Genomic DNA, 18,448 nt, shown 5'->3' on the forward strand with positions numbered 1-18,448 from the left:
CCCATGGCGGAAATCCTCCAGAAGGACGGCACCTGGGTCTTCGACGGTGACGCGCTGCGGCTGACGCCGGGCCGGGACAAGGGCGTCGGGCTGCTGCGCAAGGAACTCGGCGAACTCGTGGTCCCGCTGGGGGCGTTGGCGGGGATCTCGTTCGAGCAGGGCAAGCGGAGCGGGCGGCTCAGGCTCCGGCTGCGGGACGGCGCCGATCCCCTGCTGCACGCCACCGCCGGCCGGCTGGCCGAACCGCACGATCCGTACCAGCTGCTCGTGGACTCCGACCGGTACGGGGTCGCCGAGTACTTCGTGGACGAGGTGCGGCACGCGCTGCTGCTGGACCGGGTGCCGTCCGGTCCGGTGGACGCGTTCCTGCTGCCCGGCCCGGCCGTGCCGCTGTCCTTCTCCGCCGGGGACGGCACCGCGAGCTTCGACGGCGAGCAGGTGCGGCTGGAGTGGAACTGGAAGACGGAGGACGCGAAGGCGGCCGCCGGGACCCGGACGATCCGGGTCGAGGACGTCATGGGCGTGGAGTGGCAGCCTGCGGTCGGCCTGGAGAACGGGCATCTGCGGTTCACGGTGCGCCACGCGCCCACGAAGGCGCCCCCGAAGTACGACCCGAACGCGGTGGAGCTGTGGGGCTTCAAGAAGGATCCGCTGATGGCACTGGTCGCGGCGGCCGTGCAGGCCCGGCTGCCGCATCCGGCGAGCGCCCCCGAGAGCGCCGCACGGCCCGCCGCGCCGCCCGTCGGCCCCGGTCCCGGTCCCGAGGTCCCCGCCCAGGTCGGCGGCGACGACCACGACGCACTGCTGCGCCGGCTGCGGGAGCTGGGCGCGCTGCACCGGGACGGAGTGCTGACGGACGAGGAGTTCACCCTGGCCAAACAGGCGGTCCTCAGGCGCTTGTGACGCCGGTGAGGACCGCCCGCCGCGGAGCTACTTGGCCTTGCGGGCCACCGTGAAGTGGTCGATGCGGTCGCCGGTCTCGGCGATGCCCTGGACCTTCAGGGTGGTGTAGCGGCCCTTCGGCGCGGGGGTGACGTCCACGCGCAGGAAGGAGTAGTTCAGGTAGCGGACCCGGGACCAGGCGACGGTCTCGTTGACCTTGCCGTCCTTGGTGTTGACGAAGGACGCCACCGAGTCGACCTCGTTGAGGTGGCCCTCGTAGGAGTCGGGGGCGGTGAAGGCGTACAGGCTGCGGCCCGCGGCGCCCGCCGTGACGTAGACGACGCCCTCGGTCTCGGGGTACGCCGTGCCGCCGATCGGGAGCTTCTTGGTGACCGTGTCGCCCTTGATCACGTCGGTGCGCTCGTACTGGTGGTTGTGACCGTTGATGACCAGGTCCACCTGGTACTTGTCGAACAGCGGCACCCACTCCTGGCGGACACCGCCCTCCGAGGCGTGCGCGGTGGAGGTGCAGTACGCGCAGTGGTGGAAGAACACGACGACGAAGTCGACGTCCTTGGAGGCGCGGAACTTCTTCAGCTGCGCCTCGAACCACGTGGTCTGGGTGCCGCCGGAGATGCCGAGGTTGGCCGGGATCTCGAAGGAGACGTCGTTCGGGTCCAGCGAGATGATCGCGGTGTTGCCGTAGACGAAGGAGTAGACGCCCGGCAGGTTCGCCTTGTCGGGGCCGTTGTCCGGGAGGTTCCAGCGGGCTTCCTCGCCGCCGTAGCCGCCCGGCGAGTACCAGGCCTCCATGTCGTGGTTGCCGTACGACACCATCCACGGCACCGACTTGGCGACGGACTCGGTCTGGGCGAGGAACTGGTCCCAGGTGCGCGAGTCGAAGCCCGTGTCGGTGGCCTTGCCCTGGCCGGCCGGGTCGCCGTAGGCGATGTCTCCGGCGTGCAGGTGGAAGGAGGGGTTCTGGCCGAGGATCAGGCTGTCGTTGGCGAGGGCGTGGTAGCTGACGCCCTGGTCGCCGAAGGCCGTGAAGGTGAAGGGCTCGGCGCGGTCGGGGGCGGTGGTGAAGGTGCCCAGGGTGCCCAGCAGGTGCGCCTCGGCCGGGTCGAAGCCCTGGTGGCCGACGCCGTAGTAGTACGTGCGGCCGGGGCGCAGATGGGTGAGCTTGGCGTGCAGGTAGTACTGGGTGTGGTCGCCGGACGCGCCGACCCCGGCCGGGGTGTGGAGGCTGCGGACCTCGGCCTCGATCTTGCGGGAGAGGTCCCAGGGGTGGGCGCCGATGCGGATGAAGGGCTTCTTCACGGCGACCGGGACCTGCCAGGAGACGGTGATCTCCGTGCGGGGGTCGTTGCCCCAGGCGAGGTGACGGCCGAAGGGGGCGACGAGCGAGCCGTCGACCTCCTCGGTGTGCGACAGGGGCTGCGTGGGAACGGCGGCCTGGGCCGTGGCCCCGGTCACGAACGCGCCACCGGTGACGGCGCCCAGGGTGACCGCGCCACCCCTGATCATCGTGCGCCGGGAGAATCGTGCGCGCAGGTACTCGTGCTGCTCGGCCATGCTCATGCGCTCGGCGAGCTGGTCGGGTACGCCCATGCGAGGAGTGTCCATGAGGTCTGAAAATCGTCGCCCCGGGCGACGGACCGCAAGACGCCAAATGGACGGTTCACGAACAGGCGCTCATAACACATTCAAGGTTCCCCCAAGGCCCCTTAACAGAGCCCTGCCCGAAATCGGGCAGATTTCTTGCGAAACCCGCTCCCGTACCTCAGGATCTACCGGGTGCACGACGAACTGGTTGATCATCTGATGCGGTCCACGCCCCTCCAGCGGGGCGAGGCGCTGCGGGTGATCCAGGACGTGCTCGCCTTCTTCGACGAGACGACCGAGGACTACGTCCGTCGCCGCCACCGCGAACTCCAGGCCGACGGCCTGGTGAACGCGGAGATCTTCGAACGGATCGCGGCGGACCTTCAGTACCGGGCGGTCGCGCCGCCGGAGCTGTCCGTACGGCAGCTGCGGCGCATCGTCTACGGGTGACTCACCCACGGGAGACCGCGGGTGACGGAAACAGCTTGGGGATACCTCTTATATGTGCGGAATCGTCGGATACATCGGGAAGCGTGACGTGGCCCCGCTGCTGCTGGAAGGCCTGCAGCGGCTGGAGTACCGCGGCTACGACTCGGCGGGCATAGTCGTCACCACCCCGAAGACCGCGGGCCTGAAGATGGTCAAGGCCAAGGGCCGGGTCCGTGACCTGGAGGCCAAGGTCCCGGCGCGCTTCAAGGGCACCACCGGGATCGCCCACACCCGCTGGGCCACCCACGGCGCCCCCTCCGACGTGAACGCCCACCCGCACATGTCGGCCGACCACAAGGTCGCCGTCGTCCACAACGGCATCATCGACAACGCCTCCGACCTGCGCCGCAAGCTGGAGGCGGACGGCGTCGAGTTCCTCTCCGAGACCGACACCGAGGTCCTCACCCACCTCATCGCCCGCTCCCAGGCGGAGACCCTGGAGGAGAAGGTCCGCCAGGCCCTGCGGGTCGTCGAGGGCACCTACGGCATCGCCGTCATGCACGCCGACTTCTCGGACCGGATCGTCGTCGCCCGCAACGGCTCCCCCGTCGTCCTCGGCATCGGCGAGAAGGAGATGTTCGTCGCCTCGGACATCGCCGCACTGGTCGCCCACACCCGCCAGATAGTCACGCTGGACGACGGCGAGATGGCCACCCTCAAGGCCGACGACTTCCGCACCTACACCACGGAGGGCACCCGCACCACGGCCGAGCCCACCACCGTGGAGTGGGAGGCCGCCTCCTACGACATGGGCGGCCACGACACCTACATGCACAAGGAGATCCACGAGCAGGCCGACGCCGTGGACCGTGTGCTGCGCGGCCGCATCGACGACCGCTTCTCCACCGTGCACCTCGGCGGCCTCAACCTGGACGCCCGCGAGGCCCGGCAGATCCGCCGCGTGAAGATCCTCGGCTGCGGCACCTCGTACCACGCGGGCATGATCGGCGCCCAGATGATCGAGGAGCTGGCCCGGATCCCCGCCGACGCCGAGCCGGCCTCCGAGTTCCGCTACCGCAACGCGGTCGTCGACCCCGACACCCTCTACGTGGCCGTCTCCCAGTCCGGTGAGACGTACGACGTCCTCGCCGCCGTCCAGGAGCTGAAGCGCAAGGGCGCGCGGGTCTTCGGCGTCGTGAACGTGGTCGGCTCGGCGATCGCCCGCGAGGCGGACGCCGGTATCTACGTCCACGCCGGCCCCGAGGTCTGCGTCGTCTCCACCAAGTGCTTCACCAACATGACGGTGGCCTTCGCCCTCCTCGCCCTGCACCTCGGCCGCACCCGCGACCTGTCGGTCCGCGACGGCAAGCGGATCATCGAGGGGCTGCGCAAGCTGCCTGGGCAGATCGCGGAGATCCTCTCCCACGAGGAGGAGATCAAGAAGCTGGCCGAGGAGTTCACCGAGGCCCGCTCCATGCTCTTCATCGGCCGTGTCCGGGGCTACCCGGTGGCCCGTGAGGCCTCCCTCAAGCTCAAGGAGGTCTCCTACATCCACGCGGAGGCCTACCCGGCCTCCGAGCTCAAGCACGGCCCGCTCGCGCTGATCGAGCCGGCCCTGCCGACGGTCGCGATCGTCCCCGACGACGACCTGCTGGAGAAGAACCGCGCCGCGCTGGAGGAGATCAAGGCCCGCAGCGGCCGGATCGTCGCCGTGGCGCACCAGGAGCAGGAGAAGGCCGACCGCACGATCGTCGTCCCGAAGAACGAGGACGAGCTGGACCCGATCCTGATGGGCATCCCGCTCCAGCTCCTCGCCTACTACACGGCGAAGGCCCTGGGCCGCGACATCGACAAGCCGCGCAACCTGGCCAAGTCGGTCACGGTCGAGTAGTCCGCACAGGCCGTACGAGGTACAGCGCGCCGGGCGTGAGGAATCGCCCGGCGCGTTCTCGACGTGGTCGGGGCCGCGCAGCGGGTGCGCGCTCCCGGCGCTGCCTGGCGGCTCCCGTCGGCGCAGCCCGGCGGCCCGGGGTGTCGCCCGACGTGTCCTCATCCCCGCGGCGTGAAGATCAGGTTCCGCGTCCTGGGGGGCCGGGGCTCGTGCCACGGGACCAGGGTCCCGTCAGCCTCGGTGACCCAGTGACAGTCGTGGCCGAGCGGGTCGAACTCCGCGGTCAGCGTCTCCAGGGGCGCGTCGCGCAGGGCCTCCGGCATCACGGTCGGCCGGTCGCCGTGCAGGACCGCCGGCTCGTGGCCCTCCACATCGATCAGGTTGCCGGAGAAGCGGACGCCGATCCGGCCCAGCCCTCCGCGCCGGACACACCGGCCTGGTGGAGCCTGACGTTCCGGACGCCGTTGGAGCGGACGTTCCCCGAGAGCCGGAAGGCGTGGATCCTCGCGGCGGGGTTGGCGAGCGCGGCAACATACCGACAGGGAACGGACCCCGCGCGACGTCGTCGGTCGCGGGGTCCGCCCGGTAGGCCGGGGGGCTGCCCGAACTCCCCGGCGTCGGCTGCCGTTTCAGCCGGCGGCCGTCACACCGCGGCCGGCAGCCCGTCGCGGGAGCACGGTGGGCCAGTGGGCCATCGCCGCCGTGGCGGCGTACCAGGCGACCGCTCCCGCCGCGACGGCGAACCAACCGCCCACCTTGGTGAGCGAGTCGTTGCCGGCGAACGCGGCGACGGCCATCAGCACCAGCGCCACCAGGAACAACCCGTAGGTCCCCCGGGTGAGTTGGTCCCCGCCCGCCGCGGCGAGGGAGAGCACGACGAGGGCGAACAGGAGCAGGAAGAGCCCGGCGGCGTTGTCGGAGGCCTGGGAGCCGGCGGAGACGGCCCAGGTGAACCAGAACGCGCCGAGAACGGTGAAGGCCGTGCCGCTCGCCGTATCGCGGTCGCGCAGGGCCAGCAGGCCGGCGACGAACAGGGCGACGCCGCCGATGTAGTGAGCGATGGTCACGGCGTCCGCCGCCGTCACGCCGTCGAGCAGGTCGGTGTACCCGAGTCCGAACGCCAACAGGGTGATGCCCAGGGCGAGTCGGCCGACGATCGTGGTGGTGCTTCCCGCGGAGACGTCATTGTCCACGGCGGGCTCCCTTCATGCGGTTGTGCGATGCGCGGTGACCGATATATGCCCTTCACAAGGGCACAAACACCTGCGGGAGCAGGGGAATTCGGGGGGCGCGCGAACACCGTACGAAGGAAGCGCGGGAGAGTTGCGCGGGAGCCGTGAGAGGGCTACGGGATGACGACGACCGGCCGCTTCGCCCGCTTGGCGAGGCGTCCGGCGACGGAGCCGAAGATCCGGCCCACGATGCCGTGCGTGGAACCCACGACGATCGCGTCCGCCTCGTACTCCCGTCCCACCTCTTCGAGTTCGTGGCAGATGTCGCCGCCGCGCTCGACCAGGATCCACGGCACCTCGGCGAGGTACTCCGCGCAGGCGAGCTCCAGTCCGAGCACCTCGGTGCGGTGGTCCGGCACGTCGACGAAGACCGGCGGCTCGCAGCCCGCCCACACGGTCGTGGGCAGCCGGTTGGCGACATGGACGATGATCAGGCCCGCGCGGGAGCGGTGGGCCATGCCGATGGCGTACGCGAGGGCGCGTTCACTGGAGGTGGAGCCGTCGAAGCCGACGACCACGCCGTGCTTGAAGGCGGGATCGCAGGTGGGGCGTGCCTCTTCCGCCGCCAGGGGCTCGGCCGCCGTGGGGTCGGCGACGGGCCGCTTGCGGTCCGCGGGTTCGAAGAATTCGTGACCGGCCATGGCTGTCTCGGCGTATCGATCCTTGTATGGGTTGGACGGCTGGAGCGTCGGAGCTGTGTCCGGGAATTGTCTTCCCCACCCCATACCCCCAAGGGTACGGCGCCACTCCTCCTACGCCCAGACCCCGAGCACCCTCGGTGGGGGTTCCAGGGAGCATGCACGAGGGGGCGCCCGTAACGCAATGGTTGCTGCCCCGTACAGGCGGTTTGCACAGGATTCACTTACCCGTGGCCGACCGGAGGGGGCTCCGGAGTGACCGACCGGCCCCGCCCGCGTTGAGCACCGTGCGCCGGGAGCCGCCCCGGCCGCACCCTACCCGCCGCCCGAGGGAGGAACCCGCTCCATGCCGCCGTCGCGCCCGCCGTCCGCCCCCCGTCCCGGCAGCGAGCGCACCACGACCGATCTGATCCGCTGGGCGGCCTTCTGCTGCGTCCTCGTCCCGGTGGTCCTCCTCTGGTACGGCACCTCCCTCGCCGGCGCAGCCGGGACCGCCCTGGGCCTCGCCGCCGTTACGGCCGTCTGCCGGCTGCTGCTGCGGCAGTCCGAGCGGGGCGCGGCCCGGCTGCTCGCCGAGGAGGAGGATGCGCGGGGCGCCGGGACCGGGGAACACGCGCCGCAGGCGCACCACCGGGGGCGCGGTCAGCGCACCGGAACGGGGTCCCACCGTGGCGGTCGTCACTCCGGGGGAAACTCACCGGCCGGTTGACCGGTTTTCACGCACCGGAACGGCGCTTTTCAGCCAACTTCCGTCCCCTGTGCATCCCTTGCCGTAACCACCCCCCACCCCCCGTGCCACCTGCGCGTATAACCCCCCGGGAGCCCTGCGCACCCTACGGGGATTGGCCACTACGACGAGGCGCACTTCCCTGCACGCTCCCCGAGTGCAACGCTTCGTGATCGAATGCTTCACGCCAAGTTGCCAAGTCGACAATCCGCCGGGTGCCGAACTGGCCACTCCGGCGACGCGCGACACAGTAGATTCGATCTTGACTGTCTACGGCGGGGGACTCGTGCAGGACCGAGGGGAAACGTGCAGGAGCGACACAACCGAGGAGCCGCGACCACCGAGGGGGGCTTAGCAGGATGAGCCACGACTCCACTGCCGCGCCGGAAACCGCGGCCCGGAAGCTTTCCGGGCGACGCCGCAAGGAGATCGTCGCGGTGCTGCTGTTCAGCGGCGGCCCCATCTTCGAGAGTTCCATTCCGCTGTCGGTGTTCGGGATTGACCGCCAGGACGCCGGCGTGCCGCGATATCGCCTCTTGGTGTGCGGCGGCGAGGAAGGCCCGCTGCGGACCACAGGGGGCCTGGAACTGACCGCGCCGCATGGCCTGGAAGCGATCTCACGGGCGGGCACGGTCGTCGTGCCGGCCTGGCGTTCGATCACTTCTCCGCCACCGGAGGACGCGCTCGACGCGCTGCGGCGGGCGCATGAAGAGGGTGCCCGCATCGTGGGCCTGTGCACCGGCGCGTTCGTGCTGGCCGCCGCGGGTCTGCTGGACGGCCGCCCGGCCACCACCCACTGGATGTACGCACCGACGCTGGCCAAGCGCTATCCGTCGGTGCACGTCGATCCACGAGAGCTCTTCGTGGACGACGGCGACGTCCTGACGTCGGCGGGCACGGCCGCCGGCATCGATCTCTGTCTCCACATCGTGCGGACGGACCACGGCAACGAGGCGGCCGGCGCGCTGGCCCGGCGTCTCGTCGTCCCCCCGCGCCGGTCGGGCGGCCAGGAGCGCTACCTCGACCGGTCTTTACCGGAGGAGATCGGCGCCGACCCGCTCGCCGAGGTCGTCGCCTGGGCGCTGGAACACCTCCACGAACAGTTCGACGTGGAGACGCTGGCCGCGCGCGCGTACATGTCGCGCCGCACCTTCGACCGCCGCTTCCGGTCGCTGACCGGCAGCGCGCCGCTCCAGTGGCTGATCACCCAGCGGGTCCTGCAGGCACAGCGCCTGCTGGAGACGTCGGACTACTCGGTGGACGAGGTCGCGGGCCGCTGCGGCTTCCGCTCCCCCGTGGCGCTGCGCGGCCACTTCCGCCGCCAGCTCGGCTCGTCCCCGGCCGCCTACCGGGCGGCGTACCGGGCGCGCCGGCCGCAGGGCGAGCGGGTACTGGAGGCCGAACCGCCGTCACCGGCGGGTCCGCCCCCGTCCCTCCACCCGGAGGGCCCGGGCCCGGTCCCTCCCCAGATCAGGCGCACGGCCGGCTCCGGCGCCCTGGGCCCCGGCCTCGCGTCCGACCACGCACGCGAGGCGTACGCGACGTCCCGGGCGAGTCTGCCGGGGCAGCGAAGCGGGATGTAGCAGCGTGAGCGGGGCGGCGGGGACGATGATCATGTCGGCCCCGCCGCCCTCAGCCGTTCCCCTCCGGGGGCGGAGCCCCCAGGGCGCGAGCACCAGCACAGGGACGCCACAAAAGCGGACCTCCGCTTTAGGGTGGTCGCATGAACGATCGCATGGTGTGGATCGACTGCGAGATGACCGGCCTCTCGCTGTCCGACGACGCGCTCATCGAGGTTGCCGCCCTCGTCACCGACTCCGAGCTGAACATCCTCGGCGAGGGGGTGGACATCGTCATCCGGCCGCCGGCCAAGGCACTGGAGACGATGCCGGAGGTGGTGCGCCAGATGCACACCGCGTCCGGCCTGCTGGACGAGCTGGCCGGCGGCACGACCCTCGCCGAGGCCGAGGCCCAGGTCCTCGCCTACGTCCGCGAGCATGTGAGGGAACCCGGCAAGGCCCCGCTGTGCGGCAACTCCGTCGGCACCGACCGCGGCTTCCTCGCCCGTGACATGGCGACCCTCGAGGGCTACCTCCACTACCGGATCGTCGACGTCTCCTCCGTCAAGGAGCTGGCCCGCCGCTGGTACCCGAGGGCGTACTTCAACAGCCCCGAGAAGAACGGCAACCACCGCGCCCTCGCCGACATCCGCGAGTCGATCGCGGAGCTGCGCTACTACCGCGAGGCCGTCTTCGTGGCGCAGCCCGGCCCCGACTCCGACACCGCGAGGGCGATCGCCGCGAAGCACGTGCTGCCCGCCCGGTAGGGCGCCGGGAACGGCCCTCGGACGGCCCCGGGAAAAGCCGTGCGCGAGCACCCCTTCGGACCCTGTACACTTTTTCTCGGCCGGTCGGAGACGACACAAAGTCAACAGCCGGTCTTGGTGGGTGTAGCTCAGCTGGTAGAGCACCTGGTTGTGGTCCAGGATGCCGCGGGTTCGAGTCCCGTCACTCACCCTGAGTCATCAGCCGGTGACTTCCCGAAAGGGAGGTCACCGGCTGATGCGTTTCCAGGCCGTCCTCCACCCCGACCACCACGCCTCCGCCGTCGTGGCCCGACCCTGCCGTGTGACTGCCGCCGGTTCAGGGACGCGGGTGCGGTGCCTCGCCCGGTAGCCACTGCAGGGCGAACCAGAGCTCCATCCGGGCCCCGGGGTCCTGGAGGTCGACCTCCAGGAGGTCGGCCAGCCGCGCCAGACGGTGGCGGACGGTGTTGCGGTGGACTCCCAGGAGCGCCGCGGTGCGGTCCCAGCTGCCGTGGAGGGTGAGCCAGGTCCGCAGGGTGTCGAGGAGGACCGGAGCGCCTGGCGGGCCGGCCCGGTCCAGACGGGCGAAGCGGGTGCGGGCGAGTTCGCGGGCGTCGGACGGGTCGACGAGTGAGTGGAGGGTGAGGGGATCGGTCGTGTGGACGACGGCGGGTGTCCCGGCGGCGAGGGCGCGTTGCAGGGCGCGTTCGGCCTGGGTGTCGGCGCGGGGCAGATCGCGTGCGGGCGCGGGTGCGCTGTAGCCGAGGACCCAGCCGAGCTCGGCCGCCAGGGCGGGCACCTGCGGCCGGGCGTCGGCGGCGCAGGGGACCAGCGCCTTGAGCCCAGGGCCGTCGATACGCACGTACGGGGTGCCCAACAGGGTTGCCAGGGCGGCCAGCCGCGGCACGCCGACGGAGGGCGGCGCCCCGGCGGCATCGGCGTATCGGCCGTGGACCACCGTCCAATGACCGTCCGCCGCCCCGCCCACCGGCCCGTCCGGGACCAGCTCGGCGGTGACCTCGGCCGGCGTGGCCCCGAGCATCAGCCGTACCAGCGCGCCGACGCCGTGGGTGTCGGTGCTCAGCGCGTGCCGCGGGCCGGTGAGCAGGGCCAGCAGGACCGTCGCCGTGCCGGTCACCGCGCGGTGCACGGCGGTGGGGGGCTCGGTCGCGGCCTGTCCGAGGGCCAGCGTCACTGCGGCCGTACGCCCGCCGCCGGCGGGCAGGGTGTGGACGGTGAGGTGGCTGCCCAGGTCGGCGTCGTGGGTCGCGGCCGCCGTCGGACCGCTGTCCCGCCGCAGCGTGCGGACCGCGAGGTCGCGCAGCAGGTTCGGCGACGCGGGGCGCCGGCCCGCCGAGAGGAGTTCGGTGCCCTGGGCGTCGTAGAGGACGCACCACGCCCCGGTGTGGGCGGCTAGCTGGCCGAGGACGGCGCGGAGGGCGTCCGGGCGGGCGGCGGCCGAGGCCAGCGCCGACTGGGCCCGGGAGATCTCCCGCAGCTCGCGGGTGCGGGCCTCGCCGATCGCGGCGTAGACGGCCTGGCCGACGGCGACGAACGGGGTGGCGGGCGGGAGACGCAGGAGCGGCAGGCCGTGCCGGTCGCAGGCACGGACGAGTTCGGACGGCACCTCGGCGTGCACGGGAGCCACGCCGAAGCCGAGCGCGGCGACTCCGGCGGCGAGGACCCGTCGTACGTAGGTGTCGATGCCGTCCGCGTCGTCGGGAAGCCGTACGCCGGAGGTGAGGAGGAGTTCACCGCCGACGAGATAGGGCGTGGGGTCGTCCAGCTCCGTGGTGCCGACCGCGCCGGCCAGGCGGTCCCCGGCCGCCGGACCGGCGACCTGCGTGAGACCGAGGCCCGGGTCGGCGAGCAGCACACCGAGGCGCACGGACGGCTGCTCGGCGGCGGCGGTCCCATGTGCGGATTCGTCCAACGAGCGTCTCCAGATCAGACAGAAGCGGCACTTCAGTAGCAGTACACCCCCTGGCTACGGTCATGTCACCCCCCACTCCCCCTCCCCACTTCCTCTCCTCCCCCGGAGGTTCCCGTGACCGTCGACTATCTCGTCATGGCCGCCTACCTGCTCGGCATCATCGGTGTCGGCTGGTGGGGCAGACGCCGTGCCGCCTCCAAGAGCGACTTCCTGGTCGCCGGGCGTCGGCTCGGCCCGCTCATGTACACCGGCACCATGGCCGCCGTGGTCCTCGGCGGCGCCTCCACCATCGGCGGGGTACGCCTCGGATACAGCTACGGCCTCTCGGGTGCCGCCATGGTCGGCGCCATCGGCCTCGGACTGCTGGCGCTGAGCGTCTTCTTCTCCGCCCGCATCTCCCGGCTGCGCGTCTACACGGTCGCCGAGATGCTGTCGCTGCGCTACGGCGACGCCGCGAGCGTGATCTCGGGCGTCGTCATGTGGATCTACACCCTCATGCTGGCGGTGACCTCGACGATCGCGTACGCCAGTGTCTTCGACGTCCTCTTCGACGTGCCGCGCTGGGTCGCGGTGGTCGTCGGCGGCACGATCGTCGTCGGCTACTCGGCGCTCGGCGGCATGTGGTCCATCACGCTCACCGACATGGTGCAGTTCGTCGTGAAGAGCGTGGGCGTGCTCGTGCTGCTGCTGCCCATCGCGGTGGTGAAGGCGGGCGGCTTCGGCGCCATGGCCGACCGGCTGCCGGGCGGCTACTTCTCCCTCACCTCCATCGGCGGGCAGACCATCGTCACCTTCGTGCTGATCTACACCTTCGGCATGCTGATCGGGCAGGACATCTGGCAGCGCGTCTTCACCGCGCGCAGCGACAGGATCGCGGCCTGGGGCGGCACCGTCGCCGGTGTCTACTGCCTGGTGTACGCCGTGGCCGGCGCGTTCATCGGCATGGCGACCAGGACCCTCTACCCGAACCTGGCCGCCGCCGACCAGGCGTTCGCCACCATCGTCAGGCACGCCCTGCCGACCGGTGTCCGCGGACTGGTCCTCGCCGCCGCCCTGTCCGCGATGATGTCCACCGCCAGCGGCGCCCTGATCGCCTCCGCGACCGTGGCCCACCAGGACATCTGGGCCCGGCTGCGCCGCCGTACGGCATCGGCCGACCACGAGGGGATCGGCTCCAACCGGCTCGCCATCGTCGTCCTGGGCGTGGCCGCCATGGCGATCGCCTGTGTCCTCGGGGACGTCATCGAGGCGCTCACCGTCGCCTACAACCTGCTCGTCGGCGGCCTGCTGGTACCGATCCTCGGCGGGCTGGTCTGGCGGCGCGGCAACCTGCCGGGCGCGCTGACCGCGATGGTCGCGGGCGGGACGACGGTGATCGTCTTCATGGTGACCGACGGCCTCCTCGCCAACGAGCCGATCTACTACGGCCTCCTCGCCGGCCTCGCCGCCTACGTCGCCGTCAGCCTGGTGACCCGGCCTACCGACGAGACGGTCCTGGAGACCTGGCGCCGGCGCCTGGCGGGCGAGCCCACATCCACCCCGGCCGCCACGGCCCCGGAGCTCAGCGCGGCCTGACACCCACCACCCGATCGCACCCGCACCCGCACCCGCACGTGCCGTACGCCTCTGCCCCGGAAAGGCCCTCCATGCCCACCCTCAGCACGGAAGAACTCCGCCTGCGCCGCGAACTCGCAGCCGTCTACCGCCTGGTGGCCCACTTCCGGATGACCGATCTCATCTTCACGCACATCTCGGTGCGGCTCCCCGGCCCGGAGCACCACTTCCTGATCAACCCCTACGGGCTGCTCTTCGAGGAGGTCACCGCCTCGAACCTGGTGAAGATCGATCTGTCCGGCCACCCCGTCGAGGAGACCCCCCACCCCGTCAACCCGGCCGGTTTCGTCATCCACAGTGCGATCCACGCGGCCCGCCCCGACGCCCGGTGCGTGCTGCACACCCACACCAGGGCGGGGTGCGCGGTCGCCGCCCAGGAGGAGGGCCTGCTCCCGCTCAACCAGATCTCCATGGAGTTCTACGGCAGGCTCGGCTACCACTCCTACGAGGGTGTCGCCCTCAACCTCTCCGAGCAACGGCGAATGGTCGCCGACCTCGGCGGCCACCCGGCGATGATCCTGCGCAACCACGGCCTGCTGACCGTCGGGGAGACCCCGGCGCAGGCGTTCCTGCGCATGTACTACCTGGACAAGGCCTGCGAGATCCAGACGACCGCTGCCGCCGGGGGTGCCAAGCTCGTCGTTCCCGATCCCGAGACCTGCGAGCTCACTGCCCGCCAGCTCACCGGCGAAGCCCACGACTCCGACCTCCAGGACGACACGGCCTACGGCCTCGCCTGGTCGGCACTGCTCCGGCTCGTCGACCGCATCGCCCCCGGCTACCAGGACTGACCGGCCTTCGGCCATCTCCTCAGAGTGAACCCGACCCGGCCCGGCAGTCTGAAGACTGCACAATGATGCCAGTATGAGGCTGATTCCTGCGTTCCAGACCCTGCTGTAGGGACTCCGGCCACCCTGATCCCTCACAACGCACAGTCACCCCGGTCACACGTCGGAAGGGTCGTGCGAGTAGCAGTGGACACAGGAGGAGCCCGATGAAGACCGACCGCACTGATGTCGAGGTCGATGTGGAGGGCGTGGACGCAGGCCCTTCGCTCAGCCGGCCACAACGGTGGCGCACGATCGCCGGCACGGGGATGGGCAACGCGCTCGAGTGGTACGACTGGAACGTCTACGCGATTTTCGCGCCGTTCATCGCCGTGCAGTTCTTTGACCCGAGGAACTCGTTCTCCGCGCTGCTCTCGACGCTCGCGGTGTTCGCCGTGGGATTCGGGATGCGCCCGATCGGCGGCCTCCTGTTCGGCTGGTTCGCCGACCGGCGCGGCCGAAGGGCGTCTCTGCTGTTGTCGATCGCCCTCGCCTCCGCCGGGAGTCTGCTGATCGGTGTCGCTCCCACGTACGCGGGCGTGGGTGTGGCCGCATCGGCGGTACTCGTGCTCGCCCGGCTCCTTCAAGGGCTTGCATACGGCGGAGAGATCGCCGCTTCGCACACCTATATCGCCGAAATGGCTCCGCCGCGCCGTAGGGGTCTGTGGTCGAGCAGCATCTACATCTCCGGCTACGCGGCCATCCTCCTGGCCACCCTGCTCGGCGCCACGATGACCAGCGTGCTCTCCAAGGAGGAGATGGCCGGCTGGGCCTGGCGGGTGCCGTTCATCGTCGGCGGGGCACTCGGGATCCTCACCCTCCTCCTGCGCCGCACGCTGAGCGAGACTCCCTCGTACGAGCAGGCCAAAACCGCGGAACGGGCCGGATCCCGGACCTCGCTCGCACGGGGCATCTGGGACAACCGCACCGCGGCCCTCCGCGTCATCGGGCTCGTCGTCGGCGGGACCACGTTCGTCTACACGTTCGTGGTCGCCGCTCCGACGTACGCGATCACCGTGAAGCACATGCCGCCGTCCGCCGCACTGTGGTCCGGCGTTGTCGCCCTGGCCGTGATCATCGCGGCGCTGCCGCTCGCGGGGGCGCTGTCCGATCGCATCGGGCGACGGCCGAACCTCCTCATCTTCACGTGGGGTGCGGCGGCGGCGACCTTTCCGCTGAACCGCCTCATCCAGGGCGAGGCATGGCAGCTCACGCTGGCCATGTCGATCGCAGGCGTTCTGATCGCGCTGGGGACGTCGATCCTTCCGGCGGTCCTCGCCGAGCTGTTCCCCACGCAGGTGCGTGCCTCGGGGATGGGGGTGCCGTACTCGATCGCCGTGGCGCTCTGCGGCGGCACCGCACCGTACCTGCTGACCTGGTTGGCCGGTCGGGGGCACACCGACCTCTTCCTCGGCTACACCGTTGCCCTGCTGCTGGTGGGGGCCGCCGTCGTCTTCTTCATGCCCGAGACCAAGGGGAAGGCGCTGGAGTAGGCGGGACACGAATCCCGGCACGGGCCGGCCGGCTGGGGCCCACGACCCTGTGGGCCCTACAGCCGGTCGGCCCACGGGTCGATCGGAATGGCTTCGACCGCCCGGCTGTCCGGGGCCAGGATCTGGCCGTACAACTTCTCCTGGCGCAGCACAATGTTCCGGTCGACGATCCGCGCATACGGGGCATCGCGCAGGATCCGGGTGATGTGCTCATGCAGATCGGAGACCTGCCGCAGACCGATGGTGACCAGCAGGTTGCGCTTGTCGGCGAGGGCCAGGCACGTGCGGACCTCCGGCCTTCGGCCCAGGACCTGCCCCGCCTCCTCGATCCGGTCGTCGGGCACGCTCAGCCAGAGCAGGGCAGAGCTGGGCCAGCCGGTCAGGACCCTGGCGACATCACAGCGGAATGCCAGTTCGCGGCGGGACATCAACGCCGTCAGCCGCCGCTGTACCGTGCGGGCGGACATCCCCAGCGCCTCGCCGACCTCGGCATAGCTGCGCCGCCCGTCGGTGCTGAGCTCACGGAACAGCGCACGGTCGGTGATTCCGAGAGAACGCGCCTTTTCCGCGGACCGCTCCGGATAGGCCTCGCGCAGCCGACCGACCTGGTTCTGGCCGAGCACATGCAGCCGCCAGCGCCCGGTGGCCTCGAACAGCCGGGTCACGAAGTAGCTGTGGATCCGGGCCACCCCCTCCAGCTTCGGCAGCCCGACGAGCAGCAGGTCGGACAGGGTCGGGAAGTCGGCCGCGACAACGATTGCGGACAGATCGTTCTCACCTGCCACGTGCTCGACCGACACGATGCAGCTCGACCGGGCCATAGCCGCGGCGACGGCTGCATTCGCCCCCCGCTCGCACTGGATCTCGACGACCGCGAGGGACAACTGCCTCGCCTCGTGCGGGCCGAGCGTGACCGACACCCAGGCCATGCCGTCCTGCTGCAACCGCGCCCAGCGCCGCGCCGCGGTGACCGGGTCGATCTCCAGGACCCGGCCGATCAGTGTCCACGAGGCACGCGGGTTGACCTGCAGGGCGTCCAGCAGCGCCAGGTCGTCTTCGCTGAGCACACTGTCCCTTTCCGGCGCCTGAGGGGCACCTGCTGTCCATTTACTTCTATCCAGACCTTCGCATTGTCCATCGTGACATGGTGCCGATACAAGGTCGCTGCCGGAGCCCCGAGGGGCTTGACCGGAGGACATGCGCGCAGGAGGAGGGCCATCACGTGGACGGGAACGCAGGGGACTCGGCGGACACTCAGCAGCAGTACGACCTGGTGCTGTCGGGGGGCCGGGTGATCGATCCGGAGACCGGTCTTGACGCCGTGCGGCACGTCGCGGTCAACGGCGGACGCATCGCCGCCCTCTCCAAGGAGCCACTTCACGCCCGTCGCGTGGTCAACGTCTGCGGACACGTGGTCGCGCCGGGCTTCATCGACCTGCACAGCCACGCCCTGACCACGACTTCCATGCGGCTGCAAGCCCTGGACGGTGTGACGACCGTCCTCGAACTCGAAGGCGGCTCCACCTGGCTGGAAGGCGCCTACCGCGACGCCGCACAGGACGGACGCCCCATCAACTACGGGTACTCCGCCTCCTGGGCGGCGGCACGGATGTCCGTCATGGACGGGCTGGACCCGCGCACCATGACCACGCTCGCCGCCCACCTCGGCGGAACACGCTGGGGCGCCGTGGGCAGCCCGGACGACATCCGCCGGATCCTCGACATCCTGGAAGGCGACCTCGAACTCGGCGCGCTCGGCATCGGCGTCCTTCTCGGCTACGCCCCCGACTCCGCCCACCGCGAGTACCTCGAGGTGGCACGACTGGCGGCCCGGCACGGCGTACCGACCTTCACCCACGCCAGGCACGGCAACGACGCAGAGCCGGGCACGGCTCTGCAAGGCGTCCAGGAGGTCGTCGCGGCCGGGCTCGGCACCGGCGCGCACATGCACCTGTGCCACATGAACAGCACCTCGCTCCGGCAGATCGACGTGGTGACCGAACTCGTCGGCAACGCCCGTGCACGCGGCGTACAGGTGACCACCGAAGCGTATCCGTACGGCGCGTCGATGACCGCGATCGGTGCGGCCTTCCTGCATCCGGACAACCTGCCCCGGCTCGGCATCACGCCCTCCCACATCATCTACACCCCCACCGGGGAGAGGCCGGCCGGCGCCGGGCGACTGACACAGCTGCGCGCCCAGGACCCCGGCGCACTGGCCGTCATCGAGTACCTGGACGAATCCCGCATGGACGAACGCGACATCATGCGCCGCGCCCTGCTCTTCGACGACACGATGATCGCCTCCGACGCGATGCCGCTCCAGGGCGCCGGCGGGATACCGCTGACAGGAGCGGAATGGCCGCCGCCGGCCGGGGCGGTCACCCACCCCCGCAGCACTGGTACCTTCGCCCGGACCTTGCGCGTCCTCGTCCGGGAAACCGGACTGCTCTCCCTGCCGGAAGCGATCCGCCGCGCCACGCTGCTCCCCGCGCAGGCGCTGGAACGCGCAGCCCCCGACGCCCGCCGCAAGGGCAGGCTGCAGCCCGGCGCCGACGCCGACGTAGTCGTCTTCGACCCGCTCACGGTCCACGACCGGTCCACCTACCAACACCCCACGCGGTCCTCACAGGGATTCCGGCACGTCCTGGTGGGCGGGGAATTCGTCGTACACGACGGCGAGATCAACCTCGCCGCGATGCCCGGTCGGCCGCTGCGCGGAAGCAAGGCGTGAACGCCCATACGCGCCGACGGGGCGGACACGTCCGTGTCCGAGGCACCGCCGAGCCGTACCAGCGGGCCCTCGTGTGCCAAGACCTGGAACCCGTGATCCCCGACCGTGCGGCCCGGCAGGGGGTCATGACAGCCATCC

Annotated in this window: 16 protein-coding genes and 1 tRNA gene; 11 read left to right on the plus strand and 6 right to left on the minus strand. The window is 71.0% G+C overall.

All coding sequences use genetic code 11. From position 1 onward, the window contains the following. Window positions 1-3 precede the first annotated feature (3 nt). Complete coding sequence (locus ACYQ8Q_RS17480; RefSeq protein WP_460065989.1) at window positions 4-903, plus strand: DUF4429 domain-containing protein; 900 nt, start codon at window positions 4-6, stop codon at window positions 901-903. 27 nt (window positions 904-930) lie between these two features. On the opposite strand, the gene ACYQ8Q_RS17485 is transcribed toward ACYQ8Q_RS17480, so the two are convergent. Next, window positions 931-2,493: a purple acid phosphatase family protein gene (locus ACYQ8Q_RS17485; RefSeq protein ID WP_460065990.1), complete on the minus strand. Its 1,563-nt coding sequence runs from the start codon at window positions 2,491-2,493 to the stop codon at window positions 931-933. Window positions 2,494-2,679: 186 nt separating this feature from the next. Between ACYQ8Q_RS17485 and ACYQ8Q_RS17490 the strand changes: the two genes are divergently transcribed. Next, window positions 2,680-2,937 carry a hypothetical protein gene (locus ACYQ8Q_RS17490; RefSeq protein WP_055632282.1) on the plus strand — a complete coding sequence of 86 codons (258 nt, stop codon included), beginning with the start codon at window positions 2,680-2,682 and terminating at the stop codon, window positions 2,935-2,937. A 52-nt stretch (window positions 2,938-2,989) separates the two neighbouring features. Further along, window positions 2,990-4,807 (plus strand): glutamine--fructose-6-phosphate transaminase (isomerizing), encoded by a 1,818-nt coding sequence (glmS, locus tag ACYQ8Q_RS17495; protein WP_460065992.1) that lies wholly within the window; start codon window positions 2,990-2,992, stop codon window positions 4,805-4,807. A 158-nt stretch (window positions 4,808-4,965) separates the two neighbouring features. Here glmS and ACYQ8Q_RS17500 read toward each other — a convergent pair whose 3' ends face one another. The 3 genes from ACYQ8Q_RS17500 to ACYQ8Q_RS17510 all read right to left on the minus strand — a co-directional run bounded on the left by ACYQ8Q_RS17500 (window position 4,966) and on the right by ACYQ8Q_RS17510 (window position 6,680). Further along, window positions 4,966-5,178: a hypothetical protein gene (locus ACYQ8Q_RS17500; protein WP_460065994.1), complete on the minus strand. Its 213-nt coding sequence runs from the start codon at window positions 5,176-5,178 to the stop codon at window positions 4,966-4,968. A 258-nt stretch (window positions 5,179-5,436) separates the two neighbouring features. After that, a complete protein-coding gene (locus ACYQ8Q_RS17505) occupies window positions 5,437-6,000 on the minus strand; it encodes a GPR1/FUN34/YaaH family transporter (protein ID WP_460065996.1) in 564 nt (187 codons plus the stop codon). A gap of 152 nt (window positions 6,001-6,152) precedes the next feature. Beyond that, window positions 6,153-6,680, minus strand: a complete 528-nt coding sequence (locus ACYQ8Q_RS17510) for a universal stress protein (protein ID WP_460065998.1) — start codon at window positions 6,678-6,680, stop codon at window positions 6,153-6,155. Window positions 6,681-7,023: 343 nt separating this feature from the next. On the opposite strand from ACYQ8Q_RS17510, the gene ACYQ8Q_RS17515 reads away from it, so the two are divergent. The 4 genes from ACYQ8Q_RS17515 to ACYQ8Q_RS17530 all read left to right on the plus strand — a co-directional run bounded on the left by ACYQ8Q_RS17515 (window position 7,024) and on the right by ACYQ8Q_RS17530 (window position 9,920). Continuing rightward, window positions 7,024-7,386 (plus strand): hypothetical protein, encoded by a 363-nt coding sequence (locus ACYQ8Q_RS17515; RefSeq protein ID WP_460066000.1) that lies wholly within the window; start codon window positions 7,024-7,026, stop codon window positions 7,384-7,386. Window positions 7,387-7,763: 377 nt separating this feature from the next. Continuing rightward, on the plus strand, window positions 7,764-8,987 hold the full coding sequence (locus ACYQ8Q_RS17520; protein WP_460066002.1) for a helix-turn-helix domain-containing protein: 1,224 nt from the start codon (window positions 7,764-7,766) through the stop codon (window positions 8,985-8,987). A 140-nt stretch (window positions 8,988-9,127) separates the two neighbouring features. After that, complete coding sequence (orn, locus tag ACYQ8Q_RS17525; protein WP_460066004.1) at window positions 9,128-9,730, plus strand: oligoribonuclease; 603 nt, start codon at window positions 9,128-9,130, stop codon at window positions 9,728-9,730. 117 nt (window positions 9,731-9,847) lie between these two features. Continuing rightward, window positions 9,848-9,920 (plus strand) — tRNA-His (locus ACYQ8Q_RS17530). A 126-nt stretch (window positions 9,921-10,046) separates the two neighbouring features. Here ACYQ8Q_RS17530 and ACYQ8Q_RS17535 read toward each other — a convergent pair. After that, complete coding sequence (locus ACYQ8Q_RS17535; protein WP_460066006.1) at window positions 10,047-11,642, minus strand: PucR family transcriptional regulator; 1,596 nt, start codon at window positions 11,640-11,642, stop codon at window positions 10,047-10,049. A gap of 114 nt (window positions 11,643-11,756) precedes the next feature. On the opposite strand from ACYQ8Q_RS17535, the gene ACYQ8Q_RS17540 reads away from it, so the two are divergent. The 3 genes from ACYQ8Q_RS17540 (at window position 11,757) to ACYQ8Q_RS17550 (ending at window position 15,576) form a co-directional block, all read left to right on the plus strand. Then, the gene (locus ACYQ8Q_RS17540; RefSeq protein ID WP_460066008.1) at window positions 11,757-13,217 is read left to right on the plus strand and encodes a sodium:solute symporter family protein; all 1,461 of its coding nucleotides are present in this window, start codon (window positions 11,757-11,759) and stop codon (window positions 13,215-13,217) included. Between the two features lie 71 nt (window positions 13,218-13,288). Beyond that, window positions 13,289-14,047 (plus strand): class II aldolase/adducin family protein, encoded by a 759-nt coding sequence (locus ACYQ8Q_RS17545; RefSeq protein ID WP_460066010.1) that lies wholly within the window; start codon window positions 13,289-13,291, stop codon window positions 14,045-14,047. A 203-nt stretch (window positions 14,048-14,250) separates the two neighbouring features. After that, window positions 14,251-15,576, plus strand: a complete 1,326-nt coding sequence (locus ACYQ8Q_RS17550; protein WP_460066012.1) for an MFS transporter — start codon at window positions 14,251-14,253, stop codon at window positions 15,574-15,576. Between the two features lie 56 nt (window positions 15,577-15,632). On the opposite strand, the gene ACYQ8Q_RS17555 is transcribed toward ACYQ8Q_RS17550, so the two are convergent. Further along, complete coding sequence (locus ACYQ8Q_RS17555) at window positions 15,633-16,643, minus strand: Lrp/AsnC family transcriptional regulator (protein ID WP_460066013.1); 1,011 nt, start codon at window positions 16,641-16,643, stop codon at window positions 15,633-15,635. Window positions 16,644-16,798: 155 nt separating this feature from the next. Between ACYQ8Q_RS17555 and ACYQ8Q_RS17560 the strand changes: the two genes are divergently transcribed. Continuing rightward, on the plus strand, window positions 16,799-18,310 hold the full coding sequence (locus ACYQ8Q_RS17560; protein WP_460066015.1) for an amidohydrolase family protein: 1,512 nt from the start codon (window positions 16,799-16,801) through the stop codon (window positions 18,308-18,310). The last annotated feature ends 138 nt before the right edge of the window (window positions 18,311-18,448 follow it).

The sequence above is a fragment of the Streptomyces sp. YKOK-I1 genome, assembly GCF_054660435.1.